Source organism: Flavobacteriales bacterium (genome assembly GCA_016124845.1).
Lineage (GTDB): Bacteria > Bacteroidota > Bacteroidia > UBA10329 > UBA10329 > UBA10329.
The window spans coordinates 66,882-87,303 of record WGMW01000027.1; the positions used below are offsets into that span (position 1 = coordinate 66,882).

A 20,422-nucleotide genomic window follows, 5' to 3' on the forward strand; every position below is an offset into this window, starting at 1 on the left:
TTTCGCACGAAATTCAAGTACGGCAATGAAAGAAGTATATATCGTAGCAGCAGTAAGAACCCCGATGGGAAGTTTCAACGGTAAGTTGGCCTCCGTATCGGCCACCAAATTGGGCGCAACAGCTATCAAAGGTGCGGTGAGCGCAGCAGGCGTTGATCCGATGGAAGTTCAGGAAGTATTCATGGGAAATGTGCTTTCGGCAGGATTGGGGCAGGCTCCGGCCCGTCAGGCGGCCATCTTTGCAGGACTTTCAAATACTGTTCCGTGTACCACGGTAAATAAGGTTTGTGCATCAGGGATGAAAGCCATCATGCTGGGCGCGCAGAGCATCATGCTTGGCGACAACGATGTGGTTGTTGCGGGCGGTATGGAGAACATGAGCTCCGTTCCTCACTATCTGCCGAATTCGCGAACAGGTACCAAGTACGGCAACATTACCATGTTGGATGGCTTGGCCTACGATGGTCTTCGAGATGTGTATAACGATTACGCCATGGGAATGGCAGCAGAGCTTTGCGCTACCGAGTGCAACATCAGCCGCGAGGAGCAGGACGCCTATGCCATCGAAAGCTACAAGCGTTCGGCAGCATCGTGGGAAGCAGGTGCGTTCAAGAGCGAGATCGTTCTAGTGGAAGTTCCGCAGAGAAGAGGAGATGCGTTGGTAGTAGATACCGATGAGGAATTCACGAATGTGATGATGGAGAAGATTCCAGGATTGCGACCTGCATTCACCAAAGAAGGAACCGTTACTGCGGCCAATGCTTCTACCATGAATGACGGAGCGGCAGCGGTTGTGTTGATGAGCAAGGAGAAAGCGGAAGCACTTGGCGTGAAGCCATTGGCGAAGATCGTTTCGTTTGCCGATGCAGCTCAGGCACCTGAATGGTTCACCACTTCACCTGCCAAGGCCATGCCTAAGGCCATGGACAAGGCAGGTTGGAGCAGCAGCGATGTGGATCTTTTTGAGATCAATGAGGCATTCTCTGTGGTGGCGTTGGCCAACAACAAAGAGATGGGCTTGGATGCCAGCAAGGTGAATGTGAACGGTGGAGCCGTATCATTGGGTCACCCACTTGGTTGTTCTGGAGCACGCATCATTGTAACGTTGGTGCATGCGCTTAAGAACCGTGGATTGAAGAAAGGTGCGTCAGGCATCTGTAATGGTGGTGGCGGTGCCAGCGCCCTTTGTTTGGAAGTTATCTAACCTAATTGGATGCCAACATACGGTATCTGTAATCTCAGTGTCATCCCGTGCAGGGAAGAGCCTTCTGACAAGAGTCAGATGGTAACGCAATTGCTGTTCGGAGAGAGCTTTGAGATTATTGGAAAACGTAATCAGTGGCGCAAGATCCGTAATGGGTTGGACGGTTACGAAAGCTGGATAGACGAGAAGCAGTTCGTAGAGATCGATAAGAACGCCTTTGAGGCACTGAACAAGAAATTGCCCGTCTGTGCCTCTGATCTCGTGCAATTGGTCAAGCATGAGAAAACGGGGCACATGATTCCTGTTCTGGCAGGAAGTTCCTTGCCCAATTACCATCAAGGACATATTGCCTTCGGTGATGAGGCTTACGAGTTTGATGGCGAGATAAACCATCCCGACCCAGATGAGGCCCGTAAGCAATTGGTGGAATTCGCCATGGTGTTCCGCAATGCGCCTTACTTGTGGGGCGGCCGCTCACCGTTCGGTATAGATTGCTCGGGACTGATGCAGGTTTTGTATAAAATGGTTGGTATTCCGCTTCAGCGCGATGCCTACCAACAGGCCGAGGAAGGTTATACGCTCAGCTTTGTGGAAGAAGCCGAACTGGGCGACCTTGCGTTCTTCGACAATGACGAAGGCCGCATCATCCATGTAGGAATGATGGTCGGACCCAATGCCATTATTCATGCAGCGGGCAAGGTTCGTATCGATAAACTCGACCACCAAGGCATCTTTAATGTCGATACAGGAAAGTACACCCACAAGCTGCGGTTGATTCGTAGGGTGTTGGATTGACTCCTCTATCCAATCAATTGTTGTCTTATCCAATCACTTTTGATTCTGTACAACAAAACAAGAACGACACAGTTGAACAGGAAGTAGAGAAGCACTAATTGAAAGAGATTCTCAAATCCGAAGAGGCTAAGTGAATACAGTTTCAGTACCAATGTAAAAAGAACCATTGACAGGCTAAGCTTAATGTTTGAATGAAGTGCAGACTCATCTCCCGATAAATCGTGATAAATTTCTTGAAGCACATTGAACAGCCATCCTTTTTTACCCTCATCATTAACAAACCAAGGAAACCCCTTCAATTGGATATCGAGGTCTGTTTCAAAGACTTACTCCAGATGAATCCAAACATTTTGAATAGAAGATTGAGTAAACCAGCTATTATCAGTAAAACAAGTTCAAAGAAACTGCGAACCGCCCCAATTAACGTCAGAAATACCACCAGAGGAACAATCAGGTCTATACTGAAATGATTCTGCCAATATTCTGTTGGAGACTCAAAGAACTCTTCTAAACCAATGTCAAGTTCGGCAGGTAATATCTTCAAGGTAATTAGTAGGATAAAAAGTACTTTCAGAATAGCAATAATTAGATTGAATTGTTTATCCCCGTGGTAGCCTTCCCCAAAAATCGGACGGTATGAAAATGGAAAAATCAAATTCAACTGTCATGAAGAGAAGCAAATTCACGGAGGCGCAGATCGTGCGCATATTGCAGAGTTACGACAACGGTCGTGATACGGAGAGCATCTGCAGGGAGCAGGGCATAAGCAAACATACCTTTTACAACTGGCGCAGGAAGTACGTGGGCATGGACGCGCTGCAGCTCAAGGAGCTGAAGGCCCTTCAGGAGGAGAACGCCGGTCTGGATGTATGCCGACCTGAGCCTTGACCATGAGCTTCTGAAAGATGTGCTGAAAAAAAAAAGTTATAGGCCCCTCGCCGCGCAGGGAAGGTGCGCAGTACCTGGTCGATGATCGCAAAGCCACCGTCAAGCGTGCCTGTCGTGTGGTATAGCTGCACCGCAGCATGTGGTACTACCGGAGCAGGTTGGACGACCTTGATGTGGAGCAGAAGCTGGTACAGGCGCATCCCACACGCGGGTTCGACAGCTACTACGGTCGCATACGTAGCGAGGGGCTACAGTGGAACAGGAAAAGAGTATTCAGAATTTATAGAAAGATGGAACTTACAAGAAGAAGGAGATACAAGAGAAGGCCGCTGAAGCGGATACGGGAGGAACTGAACGTCCCGAAGAGCATAAACCAATGCTGGAGCATGGACATGATGAGCGATGCGCTGACCAGCGGACGCAGGTTCCGCACGTTGAACATCATCGATGACCACAACCGTGAGGCACTGGCCGTTGAGGTCGGGTTCTCCCTGTGCAGCAACCGTGTCATGGAGGCACTGGAACGTGTCATCGACCATCGGGGAACACCCAAGGTCATCCGTACAGACAATGGGCCTAAGTTCACCTCCCATGCGTTCCGCAACTTGTGTGCGGAAAAAAGCATCCGCAACCTGTTCATCCAGCCGGGCAAACCAGCCCAGAACGCCTACATCGAACGCTTCAACCGCCTGTTCAGGGAGGACATCTTGGACGCCTACCTGTTCGGTGATTTGGCGCAGGTGCGCATCCTTGCGGGAAATGTATGGACGATTACAACCGTAACCATCCGCACAGTGCCTTGGACGGCAATAGCCCGCTGCAATACATCAAAGCAACTTCAACGGGGAGGCGCGCCTCCCCGTTGAAAACCAAAACATCAAATGAAAAAGTCTAATTTAACCCTGTCCGAAAAATGGGAAGGCTTCAAAGGCTACCTTATCTTTAGCGGAACCCGTTGGCGTGCATTGTGAAAAGCTATTTGAAACGTCTCATTTTAATATCAACCTTTCTCTACAACTGCCAAGTTTCGTTTGGTCAGCACGAAATGTATTTCCCAGCATACGGGGATTACAAGTATCAGTATCAGGAACGCATTGTAACCGCTGATGCAGTGGAAGGCTTCCTTGTCCGAGATAGTTTATTATCAAATGAGAGAGCGGAAACCTGTACAGTATCTGGCAACGTTACGTAAGTCTCTCAAAATCAAGACCCCATTCCATTTGCCCAAATACTATTTGAAAACAGAAGAGGCATACGTTTTGGAGCCTCTGCTGACATTGACGGAAAGTATAATGTCAAACTTCCACCAGATACGTTCTCAGTTTCCTTCAGCTATATGCCTTCAGGTACATTTGAAACCTACACTATTGTAGACTACATAATCAAAAGCGGGGAGCATAAACAACTTGACATTGCAATGGGAACACCAACGCGTCTCATCTATCTGACGGTTGGTTCCGACAGCCTTCTTAGCTTGGAGGACCAGATCAAACTATTTAATGAAATTAGACAGGAATATCTGAAGACTGGATTTAAAATAAAGAAACAACGCCACGCCAACACCCACTAAACCGAATGCTTATGACGGTACGTCAGTCGGTCTCAGTTTCGTTCTGCGCTGTCCGAGCATGGCGAAACGGAAGCAGTTTCTAACGCATTATCTTTAGCGGTGCCCGTTGGAGAACATTTTGGTGCAGCTTGAAAGCGCAGCTCTGAATTGAAAACGAAGTAGTTTTCGTAAATATTTTAGTGTTAAATTCCATTGATTAAAAAACATATAAGATGAAAAAGACATTCTTAGCTACGCTTCTGCTACACTTTTGCAGCATTACCATGCTAATGGCACAGCAATGGACTGTTTACAACACCATCAATTCAGACATTCCCAATAATACTGTCCTAGCAATCAAGATAGATCAGGTTGGCAACAAATGGGTAGGAAGCACAAGTGGTATTTCGAAGTTTGATAACACGGAATGGACAACAAATGGTACGCACATTCATCCCTATACAAATGATGGTATCGCATTTGAGTCAAATAATCATCTATGGCTTGCGCCAAGTGTCAGTCAAACCACCTTGTGTGACCTTAATGATACGTGCTATCTCTACCCTCTTCCGTCCAGTTCTCTCGGGGTTTATAATGGTCGCGTAGTTGCTGTAGATTCAAGTGATAATATTTGGCTGGGTGGAGGGGCTTCAGAGCTTGGAAAAGTGTTGAAGTATGACGGCAGCACATGGACACTCTATGATGACACGGAAATAAACATTGCAAATTGTATTGCAATAGATGATTCTCAACACGTCTGGATCGGAGGAGGTGGAAGAGTATGCAAGTTCGATGGCAATACTTGGACACTATATCCGGTACAGAACTCTGTAAACGATATAGCAATTGATGACAACGACACAAAGTGGCTAGCGACCAGCAGTGGTCTTGTCAAGTTTGATAGCGTAATGACAACCTTCAATACAGCAAATTCGGACATCCAAAGCAACCTTGTGAAAGCAGTTACCATTGATCTTATGGGAAACAAATGGCTGGGAACAGATTATGGTCTGGCAAAATTCAATGATACAAGTTGGACCTTCTACACCACATCAAATTCAGATCTGCCAAGTAACAATATCATAAGCCTGGCAACAGGTCTTGATGGGAGAATTTGGGTTGGTACAAGTGGTGAAGGATTGGCCGTATTTGAAGACCCTTCTATTGTTCCCGAAGCTTGTTCTGCCAATTTTAGTTTAGTTCCAAACCCATCGCAGCAACATGATTGGTTTGCAATCGATAGCAGTACGGGAACTGGTCAACTTCAGTATCTATGGGAATGGGGCGATGGAGCTACTTCCAATCAACCTTTTCCAAGCCATACTTATGCCGCTGAAGGATATTACAACATCTGTCTGACCGTTTCCGATGCAAATGGCTGTTCGGATACCTATTGCGATAGCTCCACTTACATTTACAAAACAATGACAATGGTTACGGTTAATGTTGTTGGTGAAATGCTTTCGGGAATAAATGAACACTTACATGCAGAAACCCCAACGTGGTATCCTAATCCAACATCTGACAGAATTCAAATTGACTTCGGCATCGTCAGTACTGAAATAACCATAAATACTTACAACATTTTTGGAGAGTTAGTTCAGAACGAGAGAAGAAATGTCACAGGAACTGTTGAATATGCCTTGCCAAAGGCATCGGGAGTGTATTTGGTTAAGATGGTTTACCCCGATGGAAAAGTCTCGAACCTGAAAGTAGTTAAAGAATAAAAAACGTTCTCCAACATCTACTATCAAAATAGGGCGTGACGACAGGTACGCTAGCTTTGGTAGTTTTTACTAAGTTCAGTTTCGGCTGAAAGGTTGAAGGAACTAAAGCCCTATTTTCATTGCTGCACCCGTTGGCGGTAAGATGAAAATGGACGCGTCTGACATCGAATTACTGACCGCACCTTACAGAAGTTTACTTCAATTGACGGAGACACTGTCCAATGCGGCAGGCTTTCGGAAATTCAGATGGTTTGCTGGTTGGATGGACGACTTCAGTTGGGTTTACGGAGTATCGGAAGTTGAAATCAAAGACTTTTCAAATCGATACAATTCAGTTAGGCAAACACTTCTGACAAGTATCAAACAAACTGACGACAGGAAATTGTCCATACGACTGGAGCGGGAATTTCAATCATTACCAGAAATGCAAGCTGAAAAGTTTGCACAGACTGAAAATTTCTATTTCACGCTTTTCCTCAATGAAATCAGGTTTGTTAAAAAGCTTCGAATGACATCAGAGTTCAATACGCTACTTGACGACACAAGAGGACTTGCGAAAGAATAATCAGTTTGTATAAAAACGTATCACTACTTGAACTGGTTGAAAAATGAAAGAAATACTACCGCCAACACCTACTAAACCTAATGCTTGTGACGGTGGTAGGTTGAGACGTTATCTTTAGCTGGAAGGTATTTAGAAGATGATCATTAAATCAAAATTTCGGGTAGCAGCAGTATTCATCGCGGTGTTTGTCCTACTAATGTCCGTAGGAATGTTGATCCGGGCATCGGTCGTTTACTTTTCAAGGACGGGCACCGGAATGCTGGATAGAATATGGTTGTTCTTGATTTTTTCAGCAGTATTCGTGTTACTAATTGCTTTAATGGTCTACAGTATGAAGACCGTATTGATCACCCCGAAGTACATTCAGTATAGGTGCGCGTTATGGCCATTTAAGACAAATACCATAAAGAAGCAGGATATCGCCAGTGTCAGAACCCTTATGGAAAACAACGGGTCGTTTTTTGGGTTTGCTCACCCTGTCTTGTTATTTCTGTTCAATCAGGAATACACTGAGATTATTTCAAATTCAGATCAAAGTCTGAAGGTTGCCTACAAGTGGTATAGCAACTATTCGGAATTGAAAGAGGGATTGGTTGAATTAGCGCGTTAAGAGCAAACTGGACCAAAAGCAATGATTGCGATGGAACACTCCCTCAACAACCGTCCGTGATGTGGGTTACATAACCGTGTGACTAAAGTTTCCTTCCACGGAAAATACCTACCTTAAATTTGTCTCAGCAATTAGAAGTTAAACCTACTAATACATACATCATGAAAGTAGAACAGTTATATACAGGATGTCTGGCCCAAGGGGCTTACTACATCGAAAGCAATGGCGAAGCAGCCATCATCGACCCACTTCGCGAAGTGGATCAGTACATTAAAATGGCCGAGGATCACGGAGCCAAGATCAAGTACGTTTTTGAAACGCACTTCCATGCCGATTTCGTTTCGGGCCATGTGGATCTTTCCACCAAAACAGGTGCACCGATCATCTACGGCCCGACCAGCATGCAAACAGGGTTCGATGCTCACATTGCAAAGGATGGCGAGCAGTTCAAACTCGGTAATGCCACCATTACCTTGATCCACACACCGGGACACACCATGGAGAGCAGCTGCTACCTGCTTACCGATGAGAACGGAAAGGACACCTCTCTCTTTACAGGAGACACCCTCTTTATTGGGGATGTGGGTCGCCCAGACCTTGCACAGCACGTGATCTCTGACCTAACACAGGAGAAATTGGCAAGTCATCTGTTCGATTCGCTACGCAACAAGATCATGCCACTGAGCGATGACATTATCGTTTACCCAGCACACGGTGCCGGTAGCGCATGTGGTAAGAACATGAGCAAAGAGACCTACGATACGCTCGGAAATCAGAAGAAGACCAACTATGCACTGCGTGCGGATATGACCCGCGAAGAGTTCATCAAAGAACTGATCACTGGGCTTACAGCGCCTCCGGGGTACTTCCCAAAGAACGTTCTGATGAACATTCAGGGCTACGATTCCATCGATGACGTACTGGAGCGCGGACTGAAAGCCCTTTCTCCACGCGAGTTTGAAGTCGCCATGGATGCAGAGGATGTACTGGTATTGGATACGCGCAAGCAGCAGGTGTTCGCCAAAGGATTTATCCCAGGTTCCATCTTCATCGGAATTGATGGCAGCTTTGCCGTGTGGGTAGGAACCGTTATCACCGACATCAACCAGAAGATACTTCTGGTAGGCGATGAGGACAGAATTCCAGAAGTGGTCACGCGTTTGGCCCGTGTCGGCTACGACCATGCCATCGGTTACCTGAAAGGTGGTATCGAAGCTTGGAAAGCAGAAGGTAAATCGTTGGAGACCATCGAGTCCATTTCAGCAGATGAGTTCGCTGCAAGGGAGGCTGCCGATAAGAGCATCAAAATTGTGGATGTGCGCAAGAAGAGCGAGTACGATTCTGAGCATATCGTCAACGCAACCAATGCACCGCTCGACTACATCGAGGACAGCATGACCAAACTGAACAAGCAGGACACGTACTACGTGCATTGCGCAGGAGGTTACCGTTCCATGATCTTCAGTTCCATTCTTCGATCAAAGGGCTACAAGAACCTCATCGATGTGGACGGAGGTTTTGGGGCCATCAAGAATTCAGGCAAGTTTGAGGTAACGGACTATGTATGTCCTACAACCTTGCTTTAACGGTTAAATAAGTAAACAATCAAATTAATAATAACAGAAATGAATAATGCAGGATACACCATCGTAGATGTTCGCAGCGCGATGGAATTTCAGGGAGGCCATGTAGCGGGGAGTGTGAACATACCCCTGCATGAGGTTCCAGATAGAGTAAAGGAGTTCGCCAATATGAAGCAGCCGTTGTTGCTTTGCTGCGCCAGCGGCAACCGTAGCGGACAGGCAGTAGCTTATCTACGCGCACAAGGAGTGGAGTGCGAGAACGGAGGAGGCTGGATGGAAGTGAACTATCGCTTGCAGCACGCCTAAGCTAACGTAGCTCTTAGAATGAACGCCATCACAGCGCAAGTTGTGGTGGCGTTTTCTTTTGGATGATCATACCTGAAAGCACATCACGCAGACATCATCGATCTGATCGCGTTTTCCTTTCCAATCTTTGAACGTCTTCTCGATGATGCGATACTGCTCATTTAGCGGTTTGCTACAGATGTCGGTTATCAGTTCCCGCAACCTTCGTTGTTTAAACTTTTCGTTGTTCACACCCCCAAACTGGTCGACATAACCATCGGTAAACAGGTAGAAGAGGTCGCCATCAGCAATATGCACTTCGGTTTGTGTAAAAGGCTGCTCGCGCACGTAGCTGCCCACAGGTTGCTTATCGGCAGTAATGATGTTCAGTTCGGGATTTCCGCTCAGAATACTTTTTCTGGGAATGTGAATGATGGAATTGTGCGCACCAGCGAAAAGCAGCCTGTCCTGTTTTCTGTTGATGCAGCACAGCGAAATATCCATGCCGTCATGTACTTCGTGGTTTCCACCGTCAAACGTGCGAACGATCATTTCGCGGCAGTTGTCAAGGATCTCGTTCGGATTCCGTAGATCGAACTCTCGGATGGAACGGGTCAGTGCGCTGTAGCACACCATGCTTACCATGGCCCCTGGAATTCCATGACCTGTACAATCGGCCACAGCCACAAATGTATATTCATCAATCGTTTCAAGCCAGTAGAAATCTCCTGACACGATGTCCTTGGGCAGATAGAACGTGAACACATCCGCCAACTTCCGCTTCATCCGATTCTCATTCGGAAGAATGGCCTCTTGCAGGCGTTTCGCGTAGTTGATACTGTCTGTAATGTCGCGGTTTTTCCGCTCCACAAGGGTGTTTTGGTTCAGGATAACCGCATTCATACGGCTCAGTTCTTCATGGCTCTTGTTCTTGGCATGGTAGCTTCGGTAGAGGATAAGTGCCAAGATGCCGATGAACAGCGTCACAATGATCATCCCATCGCCCAGCAGTTTCTGCCGCTTCAACTCGGCCTGTTGCAACACTTCCCGTTTTTCCTCTTCGAGCATCATCTGGGTCTTCGTCTTCTCAAACTCATTCTTCATGCTCTGTTGCGTAAGTTTCTTTACCTCATTCAGGTTCAGAAGGCTGTCCGATTTGGATTTGAATTTCTTCAGCATGCGAATGGCATTCTTCAGATCCCCCATTTTCTCGTAGGTCTCTGCAAGTGTGCGACTTGCCTCCACAATGCGGTTGGTGGCCTGCCGTTCTTCCGCCATGGCCAGACTTTCTGAAGAGTATTTGATGGCCAGTTCGTATTTTTTCAGATTCTGGTAGCTGATGCCGATATTGTTGAGGGTCGGTATCTGCATCAGTTCCTCCCCAAGTTCCTTCTCCAGTTCAAGGGCTTTGAAATGATAGTTCAAGGCTTCATCAAAACGGCCTAATGAGTTGAGAGTGAATCCAATATCACTCAACGAAGTGGCCATTCCCTTTTGGTCGCCTATCGCCTCGAACATCTTCAAAGCCTCTTGGTGTATTTCCAGACTCTTGGCCTCGTTTCCACGCGCCCATTCCACATAGCCCGAATAGTTGAGATTGAAGGCCGCATCGGCTGTCAGCCCCAGCGAATTGAATTTACTGAAGGCCTCCTCGTAGTATTTGAGGGCCAACGCCAATTCGTTCTGTTCGCTGAAATAATACACCGAACCGATCTTGCTGAGCTGATGCGCTTCTAAAGAATCCACACCAAGTTTCACATAAATACCCAGCGCCATCGAATGATTCTCCAGTGATTCGCCATAACTGCCAAGAATGTAATTGGCATCGCCCATCTTTACCAAGGCCGCAGCAATTTCCAACGAATCGTTCTTCTTTTTTGCCGTATTCAGCGCCTTTTCGTAGTACTTGATGGCCTCATGCGGTTCAATGTCAACGATCATGTCGCCAACCTCAATGTCGTTCACCACACGACCCTGTTTCGCGATTGTCTCATCATCTGGTTGTGCCACACCAAACTGGAAGAGAACGAGAGAAATAAACAGAAAGGCAAGAACTCGCATTCTTCCTTGGGTTTGTTAGAGGGGGAAGTTGATGATCGGAAAAGTAGTCAAAAATGTATCGGCTGCGACACTTTTCAATTCCGATGAGCGGGTTTGTATACCTTTCACAACCAATTCCATTCCAATGAAGAAGATTGCAATCCCCATCCTGGTTTTACTGTTCGGCTGTGCCGAGAAAAAGCAACACACCTTGAATTATCCTGAAACGCGCAGAGATTCCACCATTGTGGATGATTATTTCGGCACGGAAGTGCCCGATCCGTACCGTTGGCTGGAAGATGATAATTCTGCCGAAACAGCCGATTGGGTGAAACGACAGAATGAGCTCACATTCAGTTATCTGGCCACGCTGAAGCAGCGCAAACCCATCCGCGAACGGTTGGAACAGCTTTACAATTATGAACGCTATGGTACGCCATTTCAGAAAGGAGGGAAGTTCTTCTTTTACAAGAATGATGGCATGCAGAACCAAAGCGTGCTGTATGTGCAGGATTCGCTGAGTGGAGAACCACGCGTGCTCATTGATCCGAACACACTTTCGGAAGACGGGACCGTGGCGTTGGGCGGAACATCCGTTTCAAAGGATGGCCGATATATGGCCTATCAGTTGGCGGCAGCCGGGTCGGACTGGAACGAGATCCATATCAAAGACCTCAACACAGGGAATGATCTGGAAGAAGTGATCCATTGGGTCAAGTTCTCTGGTGTTTCGTGGAAGGGGAACGGGTTCTTTTACAGTCGGTACGATGCGCCCGAAGAAGGCAAAGCCTATTCGGGTAAGAATGAGTTCCATAAGGTGTATTACCACGTGTTGGGAACTCCGCAGGAACAGGATAAGCTGATCTACTGGAACCAGAACGAACCGCTTCGCAACTACTACGCTTGGACGCCTTATTCGGAAGATGCGGTGGTGATCTTCGAATCGGAAAGCACATTCGGGGTGCAGTTGTATTACAAGGCCGATGGCGATAAGGATTTCACACAGATTGTCAATGGCTTTGACGCTGAGTATGGCCTGCTCGATCACAAGGATGGCAAGCTCCTCGCATACACCAATCAGGGCGCTCCCAACTATCGCGTGGTGGAAATAGATACGAAGCATCCGCAACCTGAGAATTGGAAGGTCATTATTCCTGAAAAGGAACAGGTTTTGGAAGGAGCTCAACTGGCAGGAGGGAAGCTCGTTTGTTCCTACCTGAAAGACGTATCGTCAGAGATAAACGTGCATGAACTGGATGGAACATTCACTAGCTCCATTGAACTGCCCACAAAAGGCACGGCCAATTTCAGTGGAAACCGAGAGGACAACACGGCTTTCTATTCGTTCACTTCCTACACTTATCCTACAACCATCTTCCAATACGATATGGTCTCGGGTGCCTCCGAAGTGTTCAAAGCGCCTTCCATCGATTTCGATGCCGAAAAATACGAGGTGAAGCAGGTGTTCTTTCCAAGTAAGGATGGTACGGAGATCCCGATGTTCATTGTCCACAAAAAAGGATTGAAACTGGACGGGAAGAATCCCTGTCTGCTGTACGGCTACGGTGGGTTCAATATCAGCATCACGCCCAGTTTCTCTGCCGACCGATTGGTGTTCTTGGAGAACGGAGGCATTTACGCGCAGGCCAACATGCGCGGTGGTGGCGAGTATGGCGAGGAATGGCACGAAGCGGGTACCAAACTGCAGAAGCAGAACGTGTTCGATGATTTCATCGCTGCGGCCGAATACCTCATTGCGCAGAACTATACCAATTCAGACAGGTTGGCCATTTCGGGAAGAAGCAATGGCGGGCTTTTGGTGGGCGCGTGCATGACGCAACGCCCCGATTTATTCAAAGTAGCCTTGCCAGCCGTGGGCGTGATGGACATGCTGCGGTTCCATAAGTTCACCATCGGTTGGGCGTGGACGGGCGATTATGGTTCCAGCGATAACAAGGAGGAGTTCAACGCGTTGTATGCGTATTCGCCTTTGCACAACATCAAAAAGCAGGCATATCCCGCAACGTTGGTCACCACGGCCGACCATGACGACCGCGTGGTACCTGCCCATTCGTTCAAGTTCATTTCAGAGTTGCAACATGATCAGACGGGCGACCTTCCTGTACTCATTCGTATTGATGTGGACGCGGGTCACGGAGCAGGAAAACCGCTCTCTAAAACCTTGGATGAGAGTGCGGACATCTGGGCATTCGTGTTTGAGAATTTGGGAATGAAGGTGGAGTAGGTTATCCACACCCGATTCTTGAAATACAGTCATTTCTGTTGTCGTAGTTAGATTATCGGTCTGTAAATTCATACTGACCAACTGATCTGTTTGTGAAATCTATCTTTTCCTTTCTCGTAATCGGATTGCTTTCGTTCGTATGGGGAATCGCAACTGCGCAGGAAGCAGAAGACCAAGCCTACTGGGACAGGTTCGATCAGGCGCGACTTAATATTGCCAAGCACAATGCTGGGCGTTCGGTCAAAATACTGGAGGAACTTTATCAGCTCGACACGCTCAACCCAAATGTGAGCTATCTGCTCGGTGTGTCTTTGGTTATCGTTGGAAAAGGACCGAAAAGGGCCGCACGGCTCTTTGAACGGGCCGATGCCAACTTTGCAGAACTTTGGGACAATCCTGGAGTAGGGCCGCCCGAACATCTGTTCTATTACATGATATTGGCCTATTGCCGTTGTGGTGCGTGCGACAAGGCCAAAGAGAGTTTGGCCAGATTAGAGGAGGCTTTTTCCTCAAATCAGGATTTTCTGGCCGATGATGAATACTACCTGATGGACGGGCGGAAGTGGGCCAACCTGTGCAAGGAGCCGACCGTGCAGTTGCTTGAGGTGCCTGAACGTTTGGTGAAACCAGACCTGCGCATAAAGACCCAACCGCACAAGTATTCTACGCTTGCAACGCTGTATGGCGTGCAGGTTGCAGCCTTGCTCGAACCTCAGATGACGCGCAAATTTGATGGCCTGAAGAACGTGGAAGTGTATGTGGACATGAACGGAGTGTATCGTTACGTGATCGGCAATTTCAATTTCCGTTCGCAGGCCGAGAAAATGTTGGAAGTGGTGAAGAACGTTGGCTATGCAGATGCCTTCGTGGTGAACATCACAGATGAGGATCGTTTTCCGCTGGAGGTGGTGGCGCTGGATGAGCGATCGCCCAAGGCGCAGATACGGGGAGATGTGGACTATCGCATCCAGTTGGCGGCTTTCAGAGAATCAATGCCTGAAGAGTCGGCCCGCTTCTACCTGATGGTGGACAGCATTTCGGAAGTATCCTTGGATGATCTGACATTGCTTACCGTTGGCCGTTTCAAGAGTTATGGAAATGCGTTGGAACGGAGGGATGAACTGCGTCTGATGGGATTCAAGGATGCGTTCATTGTCGCTTTCAACGAGGGGAAAAAGGTGTCCATTGAAGATGCGCGGCAATATCTGAGACGCTCGGATGATCGGTAGCATGGCTGATTTTGATCAGAATTTCCACATAAGCGTAACCTTTAGCGGTTCCTCTCGGTATCTTCGCTTCAAATTTTAATATCTATTCGACCATGAAGAACATTGGATTGACATTGGTGATGTTGCTGTTTGTAGGTGTAACCGCTACAATGGCGCAGGACAAGAAAGAGGCTGCTGAGGCCGCCAAAACAGAAGTAAAGGCTGAGAGCGCTGAAAAGCATTCGTGTCCTCCGGGATGTACGATGGCGTGCTGTGCAGGAAAGAGCGAGGCCGACAAGAAAAACTGCTCGCATGCCGATCAGGCAAAATGTGCCGCCCATAAAGAAATGGAAGGCAAAAAAGAAGAGCACGGAAACGAGAGCAGCCCGAAATAATCGTTGATCTTATTTAGAAAGCGAAGGCCCGACCAATCCGGTCGGGCCTTCGCTTTTTTACTGCTTCACAAAACGCTTGACGGTCGAAAGCCCTTCTACAGTTACCTGCAAGAAGTATAGCCCTGCATCAAGTTCGGAAACATCCATCGCTATTCGATCACTTGGTGCTGCGGAGATGGTCTCAATTCGCTCTCCCAACATGTTGAAAAGCTGCATTTGAACCGATGTTGACCACTTTCTGGTCAACGCTACATAGACGGTCTCATTGGCAGGATTGGGGTAGAGTTTCACTTCCGCACTCAGGTCGGTAATTCCCGCAGGTTCCGTATTTCCCACAAACACTTTCACATTATCGATGTAGAGATTATTCCCCTTTCGGTTCGCGGTCTCAAATCGCAGCAGTACATCTGAATCTGCAAACGCACTCAAATTGACCGAATCACGTCTCCAATTCCACGCAAATTCGGGCAGGAAGTTCGGTTCTATCGTATCGGAGGTGCTCAGTTCATCGCCATATTTTCGGTAAACCTCCTGAAAAGTATCTCCACAATCGGTGGAAACTTGAATGGCAAATGTGTCCTGAGATGAGGCGCTCTGCGACCATTTCTGGTAGGCCAAATCGAACAACAACCATATTTGTTCGGTGGTTGCTGGCAATTGTAGGAGCGGGCTGACCAACCCATCCTTCTGGTTGGCGCGCGGCAGATACGAGTACATCTGAACAGATGCCGAGTACTCATTCCAATCCAAACCGGATGTGACAACCGTATCCCAGCTCACACCACCGTCTTCATTCTGTACCAACCAATCATGCAATCCGAAACCGTGATCAAAATCCTCCACAAACGGCAGCGGAGTGGGTTCTCTACGGTCGGTCTTGTAGTACCAATGGTTGTTGTAAAGATCGTATTCGTTCGGATGGTTCGGGATGCTGGCCACGATGGAAAGTCCCAGTTCGCCATAATCGGAAGTTGTGATGGTAGGCAATGAGACCGTGGCAGTAGCTCCTGGCAGAAGCGTTCCCGACCAATCAAACGTCTGTCCGCTTCCTCCGTTGATGTTGTAATCGAAATGAGCCGAACTGATGGTGCTGTCACCCAAGTTGGAGATGACCACCGCTGGGCTGATGGAATTGCCACAAATAATTCCATTATCAGTTGTCTCCATTTTGATGGCGATATCCCATGCCACCGCGTTGGGATCAACAGGCGTATTCGTCTGTGCGAGGTATTGAAAAGCTGCATATACATCGATGATGCCCATGCCGTAGGTATTGTCCTCTCCTGTATCTCCAAGATCGACCGCTGTGAGGTAGAGCGCCCAAAGCAGTTCTTCACCGCTCAGATAGGGGAAGGCTTCTTTCAACAACAGAAGGGCACCCGAAACATGTGGCGCGGCCATGCTGGTTCCTGAAATGGTATTGTAGCCGTCTGTTGCCCAAGCGGAACGGACATTCTGTCCCGGGGCCACTACTTCAGGATGAATCTCCAACGAACTGTTGCCGTTGCTCGGACATTGCGTGGGACCACGCGTGGAGAAATTGCTGATAGGATAGGGGAACGGTAGATTTCCATTCACGCTTCCCACGGAGAAGGTGTTCACCTCGGAGGTGTTGATGCGTTGCGGAGCATTTACCGTGGTGTTGTTCGGACCGGAATTTCCACCTGAGAAAACATTGGCTATTCCTGCCGCCTCAATGGCGTTCATGAGACTGACGATCATTCCAGCGCATTGAACCGTGTCGGGGTCATCGCGCCAGCGCCAACTGTTGTTGATCACATCTGGAATGTCATCCGATGTATTGATGTCGCCATCGGGGTTCAGCGCCCACTGAAACGCCCCGATCATATCGGTAAGCGGTGGAAGTGCCTCCACGGTGGTGGTCACAAAATCGTTGGCGATCCAATACGAACCGAAGGCCACCCCAATGGTGTCGTTGGTTTGTTCTACGAGTCCCGTCATGGTGCCGAGCGTGTGCGTGCCATGGTCGCTTACATTTCCATTCGGCACATTGCTGAAGAAACCGTGCCAGCATTGGCTCAGCGGATAACGATGTGCCATGAAACGTTCTGCAAATGCAGGGTGCGTGGGCCAAACGCCTGTGTCGTAATCATACACCAATCGGCCACGACCTGTATAGCCCAATGCCCACATACCAGGGGCATTGATGGCTACAAGACCCGGTTCCACACCATCTACCGAACGGCTGTTCTGTTCTTCTCCTCGGATGATCGGGTCATGAGGAAGTATCCTTGAATCTTCGATATCGATAAGCGCCACTTGAGGGAATTCGGCAATGGTCTGAATGGCTTCTGAAGTTGCCTCCAAAACGATGATGTTCACAATCCAGAAAGGCTGAATATTCCGCGTTTGGTCAGCCAGTTCTGTGCGTAGCATTTCCAGAATATCTGACTGCGAAACATCAGCCTGCTGTTGTAGTTGCGTGATGACGGTCTTGGGTCGTTCGGAAACGGCCAAGCGTTGCTGTTTGAACGTATGGTTCAGCGCGTAGCAATCCACGTTGTCTTTGAATTCGATACGGATGCGGTGAAGACTGTTCGGATGCGCTTCTATGGCTTCAGCCAATCGATTAGAGAGTTGTGCATCTACCCGAAATGGTAGAAATCCTATCAGAAATAGAATGGTTGCATAGGTGAATTTGCTCATGCCGAAGTTGTTTGGCCTAAAACTAAGAAACCGTTGGCTGTGGCCGGGTTGCGTGGCGCACCCGATCTGCTAATTTTAGCCACGCATGAGTTTGCAGCTTCTCAAATATCCGTATCCGTACAAGGCATGGCTTACCATGGCCAATGACCCCGACAATACGACCATTGAAGCGTGGAAGGAACTGCACGGTTTTATTTGGGAAGAACTCGAGATACCGTTCGGTGACAGTCTTTTCGTCAGTTCTTTCAATCAGAATCTGCCGGATCAAGTGAATCTTGTGGAAAACCCAGAGATCGGAAAGGCGCACTTGCACGATATCATCCATACGTGGGGAGATTATATGCATGCGCGCAAACGTGGCTTCGATCGAGATGACGCCATTGAGGCAGCAGGTCTGTTGCAGAAGGCAGGCATCCAACCCCGGGTTTGGATCGATCATGCCAGTTTTGTGGGCAACATGATGCATGGAACCAACAAAGGTGCCGTGCCGAAACTGAAGGACAGTTCTGGATTGGAGTACGAGAACTTCGTCTATTCGCTGGATATTGCCCGAGGGCTTGGCATCCGCTACATCTGGAACGGAGAAGTGACCGACATAATTGGACAGGACCGCGACCCGACCTTTGATGATGAGGTGAAGCGATCGGGTGGCAGCACGATGAAAGCCTCGGTGAAATCCGCTTTTCAGTATTTGCCAACGGGAGCCAAAAAGTTCCCACCCATTGATAATCGCCAATATTACCCACAACGGTTTGCGGATGGCTCCACACTCTATTGTTTCAGACGCTATGGCACTTGGCCCGATGCAGATATCGATGGACTTCACAATCTGATCTCATCCGATAGAATTGATGCGCTGCTTCGCAATGGAGGAACTGCCATCGTTTATTCTCACTTAGGTAAGCGTCATCCGAAAGGGATGGACCGACCATTGCACATTCCCGAAACAACTCGGAACGACTTGAAGAATCTGTCGGAACGATTCAAAAGCAAGGAACTCATGCTTTCCGCCACGTCCGAACTGTTGGATTATCTCATCCTCCGCGACCATGTTGAAGTGTCGGGCAACACGATTCGCTTTGTGGCTGATGGCATCCGTTATCAAACGCTCACCCCAAATGACCTTTCAGGCAAGGTTTTCAGCTTCAAAGGCAATGCCGATGCTATGGAAGTATTTGTGGACAACATCAAACAGGAAGCAGTTATACGGAAGGAATCGGACGGTATCTTTTCCGTTGTTTTTCAATCCGAATGAGTGTCGTTCTCCTAACCAATAATTCGAATCGCGGTCAGACGCTGGCGCATCTTATGTTGCGTGCAGGTCTGGATCTGAAACTGGTAGTGGTTGAGGATGCTTCTACATCCGCTCCAAGGGAAAGCCATCTCAAAACGATGCTACGCCCAGTACTTGGGCCATCTTACCGATGGATGAAAAACATGATTTCCCTGAGTGCTGAGGAGCGCAAAGCTCTTAAGTACGAAGAAGAAACCCAGCAACGGGCCAATGCGTTTGTGAATGATTATATCGCCTCGCTACAGGTAAATGGTCGTCCTGATGGAGTAGAATATCTGGAGACACCGAGTTTGAATGAGGCCACAGTGGTTACAGCCGTAACGCAGGCCAAACCGGATGTATGTGTTGTTCTCGGAACATCCATTATCAAACCTCGATTGATATCCATTCCCAAGTTGGGAATGATCAACGCACATACATCGATTCTTCCCGAATACAGAGGAGCGCGGTCGGAGTTCTGGCAATGCTACAATCAGGATTATGATCATGTTGGCATGACGCTTCATTTCGTTGATAAAGGAGTGGATACAGGTAAGATCCTGTTTCAGAAAAAGCAGGAAGTGGGCGAAAATCCAAATCCGAACATGCTGCGGGCCATCAATACGGTGATGACCTTGGAGAATTATGTTCCAGTAATTCAGTCTGTGCTGAATGGAACGGCTGAGCCGAAAGAACAGGGAGTGGGCTCCACGCCAACCTATCGGTTCCGGGATATTACCTTGGAGAAAAGGTTGGAACTGTTCAAGAGGATTCTATCCAAACATCCTGAATCCAAATCTTCCAAGTAACCCTATCTCACAGGATACTTTGGTTGCTTAGTATGTCGCGTACTTCCATTATCGCAAATCCCAACAGATTCAACCCATTCCAACATTTCGGGTTATAAACATTTCGATCGTCTTGTGATAATCCAATTCCCCAAATGGTATCCAGTGGACTCGCTTCTACCAAAATCCTGTTGTTGGTCTTTATTAGGAAATCCGATAAATCTGGATCTTGAGAAAACTTATGCAAGTTGCCTTTAACAACGATTTCGAGTTTGTTTTCATCCCAAACCTGCTGGTCAAAGTTTCGAATGTGCCTACCCAGTTCTTTTGCATTTCCTGGTTTTGAAGCTTCAATGATTTGCTGATAAACTTCTTCGTCTTCGAAAAGAAGAGCCTTTTGGGCATCATCCAATGTTCCGCTGTTGGGAAGACTATTCCATCAACCTCAAATTTCGATTCATACCATTGACTGAAACATGTCTTGGTCAGGTTTTCGGATTTAGTGTGTCCCCAAAAGAAAATATACTTCAGATTATCCCCGGCATCGTACCGCTCCGTTAAATCTTGAATGGAGTATCTCACCTGCAGGGTATAAATTTC

General features: G+C 47.8%; 15 protein-coding genes and 1 pseudogene. 13 read left to right on the forward strand and 3 right to left on the reverse strand.

The features are described from left to right. Positions 1-25: 25 nt before the first annotated feature. The 8 genes from GC178_10910 (at position 26) to GC178_10945 (ending at position 9,227) form a co-directional block, all read left to right on the forward strand. Positions 26-1,204 carry an acetyl-CoA C-acyltransferase gene (locus tag GC178_10910; GenBank protein MBI1288071.1) on the forward strand — a complete coding sequence of 393 codons (1,179 nt, stop codon included), beginning with the start codon at positions 26-28 and terminating at the stop codon, positions 1,202-1,204. 9 nt (positions 1,205-1,213) lie between these two features. Continuing rightward, positions 1,214-1,999, forward strand: coding sequence for an SH3 domain-containing protein (locus GC178_10915; GenBank protein MBI1288072.1), 786 nt, complete (start codon positions 1,214-1,216; stop codon positions 1,997-1,999). A gap of 636 nt (positions 2,000-2,635) precedes the next feature. Then, positions 2,636-2,887 (forward strand): transposase, encoded by a 252-nt coding sequence (locus GC178_10920; GenBank protein ID MBI1288073.1) that lies wholly within the window; start codon positions 2,636-2,638, stop codon positions 2,885-2,887. 137 nt (positions 2,888-3,024) lie between these two features. Then, a complete protein-coding gene (locus GC178_10925; protein MBI1288074.1) occupies positions 3,025-3,753 on the forward strand; it encodes a DDE-type integrase/transposase/recombinase in 729 nt (242 codons plus the stop codon). Positions 3,754-4,669: 916 nt separating this feature from the next. Beyond that, a complete protein-coding gene (locus tag GC178_10930; GenBank protein MBI1288075.1) occupies positions 4,670-6,163 on the forward strand; it encodes a T9SS type A sorting domain-containing protein in 1,494 nt (497 codons plus the stop codon). Between the two features lie 202 nt (positions 6,164-6,365). After that, positions 6,366-6,728, forward strand: coding sequence for a hypothetical protein (locus GC178_10935; protein ID MBI1288076.1), 363 nt, complete (start codon positions 6,366-6,368; stop codon positions 6,726-6,728). Positions 6,729-7,499: 771 nt separating this feature from the next. Next, entirely contained in the window at positions 7,500-8,924 is a 1,425-nt protein-coding gene (locus GC178_10940; GenBank protein ID MBI1288077.1) for an MBL fold metallo-hydrolase, read from the forward strand. 39 nt (positions 8,925-8,963) lie between these two features. Beyond that, the gene (locus GC178_10945; protein MBI1288078.1) at positions 8,964-9,227 is read left to right on the forward strand and encodes a rhodanese-like domain-containing protein; all 264 of its coding nucleotides are present in this window, start codon (positions 8,964-8,966) and stop codon (positions 9,225-9,227) included. Between the two features lie 66 nt (positions 9,228-9,293). Here the strand turns inward: GC178_10945 and GC178_10950 are convergent, their stop codons facing one another. Next, complete coding sequence (locus tag GC178_10950; GenBank protein MBI1288079.1) at positions 9,294-11,267, reverse strand: tetratricopeptide repeat protein; 1,974 nt, start codon at positions 11,265-11,267, stop codon at positions 9,294-9,296. A gap of 124 nt (positions 11,268-11,391) precedes the next feature. On the opposite strand from GC178_10950, the gene GC178_10955 reads away from it, so the two are divergent. From GC178_10955 to GC178_10965, 3 genes are all read left to right on the forward strand, one after another. Next, the gene (locus GC178_10955; GenBank protein MBI1288080.1) at positions 11,392-13,491 is read left to right on the forward strand and encodes a prolyl oligopeptidase family serine peptidase; all 2,100 of its coding nucleotides are present in this window, start codon (positions 11,392-11,394) and stop codon (positions 13,489-13,491) included. A 92-nt stretch (positions 13,492-13,583) separates the two neighbouring features. Next, entirely contained in the window at positions 13,584-14,720 is a 1,137-nt protein-coding gene (locus GC178_10960) for a hypothetical protein (GenBank protein MBI1288081.1), read from the forward strand. A gap of 92 nt (positions 14,721-14,812) precedes the next feature. Next, the gene (locus GC178_10965) at positions 14,813-15,094 is read left to right on the forward strand and encodes a hypothetical protein (GenBank protein ID MBI1288082.1); all 282 of its coding nucleotides are present in this window, start codon (positions 14,813-14,815) and stop codon (positions 15,092-15,094) included. A 57-nt stretch (positions 15,095-15,151) separates the two neighbouring features. Here GC178_10965 and GC178_10970 read toward each other — a convergent pair whose 3' ends face one another. After that, a complete protein-coding gene (locus GC178_10970) occupies positions 15,152-17,761 on the reverse strand; it encodes a S8 family serine peptidase (protein ID MBI1288083.1) in 2,610 nt (869 codons plus the stop codon). Between the two features lie 85 nt (positions 17,762-17,846). On the opposite strand from GC178_10970, the gene GC178_10975 reads away from it, so the two are divergent. Then, positions 17,847-19,016, forward strand: coding sequence for a hypothetical protein (locus tag GC178_10975; GenBank protein MBI1288084.1), 1,170 nt, complete (start codon positions 17,847-17,849; stop codon positions 19,014-19,016). Continuing rightward, positions 19,013-19,843, forward strand: a complete 831-nt coding sequence (locus GC178_10980; GenBank protein ID MBI1288085.1) for a hypothetical protein — start codon at positions 19,013-19,015, stop codon at positions 19,841-19,843. The genes GC178_10975 and GC178_10980 overlap by 4 nt, the downstream gene beginning before the upstream one ends. A 7-nt stretch (positions 19,844-19,850) precedes the next feature. On the opposite strand, the pseudogene GC178_10985 reads toward GC178_10980, so the two are convergent. Then, a pseudogene (locus GC178_10985) lies at positions 19,851-20,404 on the reverse strand (DUF1768 domain-containing protein). Positions 20,405-20,422: the final 18 nt, after the last annotated feature.

Coding starts and splice junctions, on each gene's coding strand:
- GC178_10910 (MBI1288071.1), top strand. CDS start 26: ATGAAAGAAGTATATATCGTAGCAGCAGTAAGAACCCCGATGGGAAGT.
- GC178_10915 (MBI1288072.1), top strand. CDS start 1,214: ATGCCAACATACGGTATCTGTAATCTCAGTGTCATCCCGTGCAGGGAA.
- GC178_10945 (MBI1288078.1), top strand. CDS start 8,964: ATGAATAATGCAGGATACACCATCGTAGATGTTCGCAGCGCGATGGAA.
- GC178_10970 (MBI1288083.1), bottom strand. CDS start 17,761: ATGAGCAAATTCACCTATGCAACCATTCTATTTCTGATAGGATTTCTA.
- GC178_10920 (MBI1288073.1), top strand. CDS start 2,636: ATGAAAATGGAAAAATCAAATTCAACTGTCATGAAGAGAAGCAAATTC.
- GC178_10965 (MBI1288082.1), top strand. CDS start 14,813: ATGAAGAACATTGGATTGACATTGGTGATGTTGCTGTTTGTAGGTGTA.
- GC178_10930 (MBI1288075.1), top strand. CDS start 4,670: ATGAAAAAGACATTCTTAGCTACGCTTCTGCTACACTTTTGCAGCATT.
- GC178_10980 (MBI1288085.1), top strand. CDS start 19,013: ATGAGTGTCGTTCTCCTAACCAATAATTCGAATCGCGGTCAGACGCTG.
- GC178_10940 (MBI1288077.1), top strand. CDS start 7,500: ATGAAAGTAGAACAGTTATATACAGGATGTCTGGCCCAAGGGGCTTAC.
- GC178_10975 (MBI1288084.1), top strand. CDS start 17,847: ATGAGTTTGCAGCTTCTCAAATATCCGTATCCGTACAAGGCATGGCTT.
- GC178_10925 (MBI1288074.1), top strand. CDS start 3,025: ATGTGGTACTACCGGAGCAGGTTGGACGACCTTGATGTGGAGCAGAAG.
- GC178_10955 (MBI1288080.1), top strand. CDS start 11,392: ATGAAGAAGATTGCAATCCCCATCCTGGTTTTACTGTTCGGCTGTGCC.
- GC178_10950 (MBI1288079.1), bottom strand. CDS start 11,267: ATGCGAGTTCTTGCCTTTCTGTTTATTTCTCTCGTTCTCTTCCAGTTT.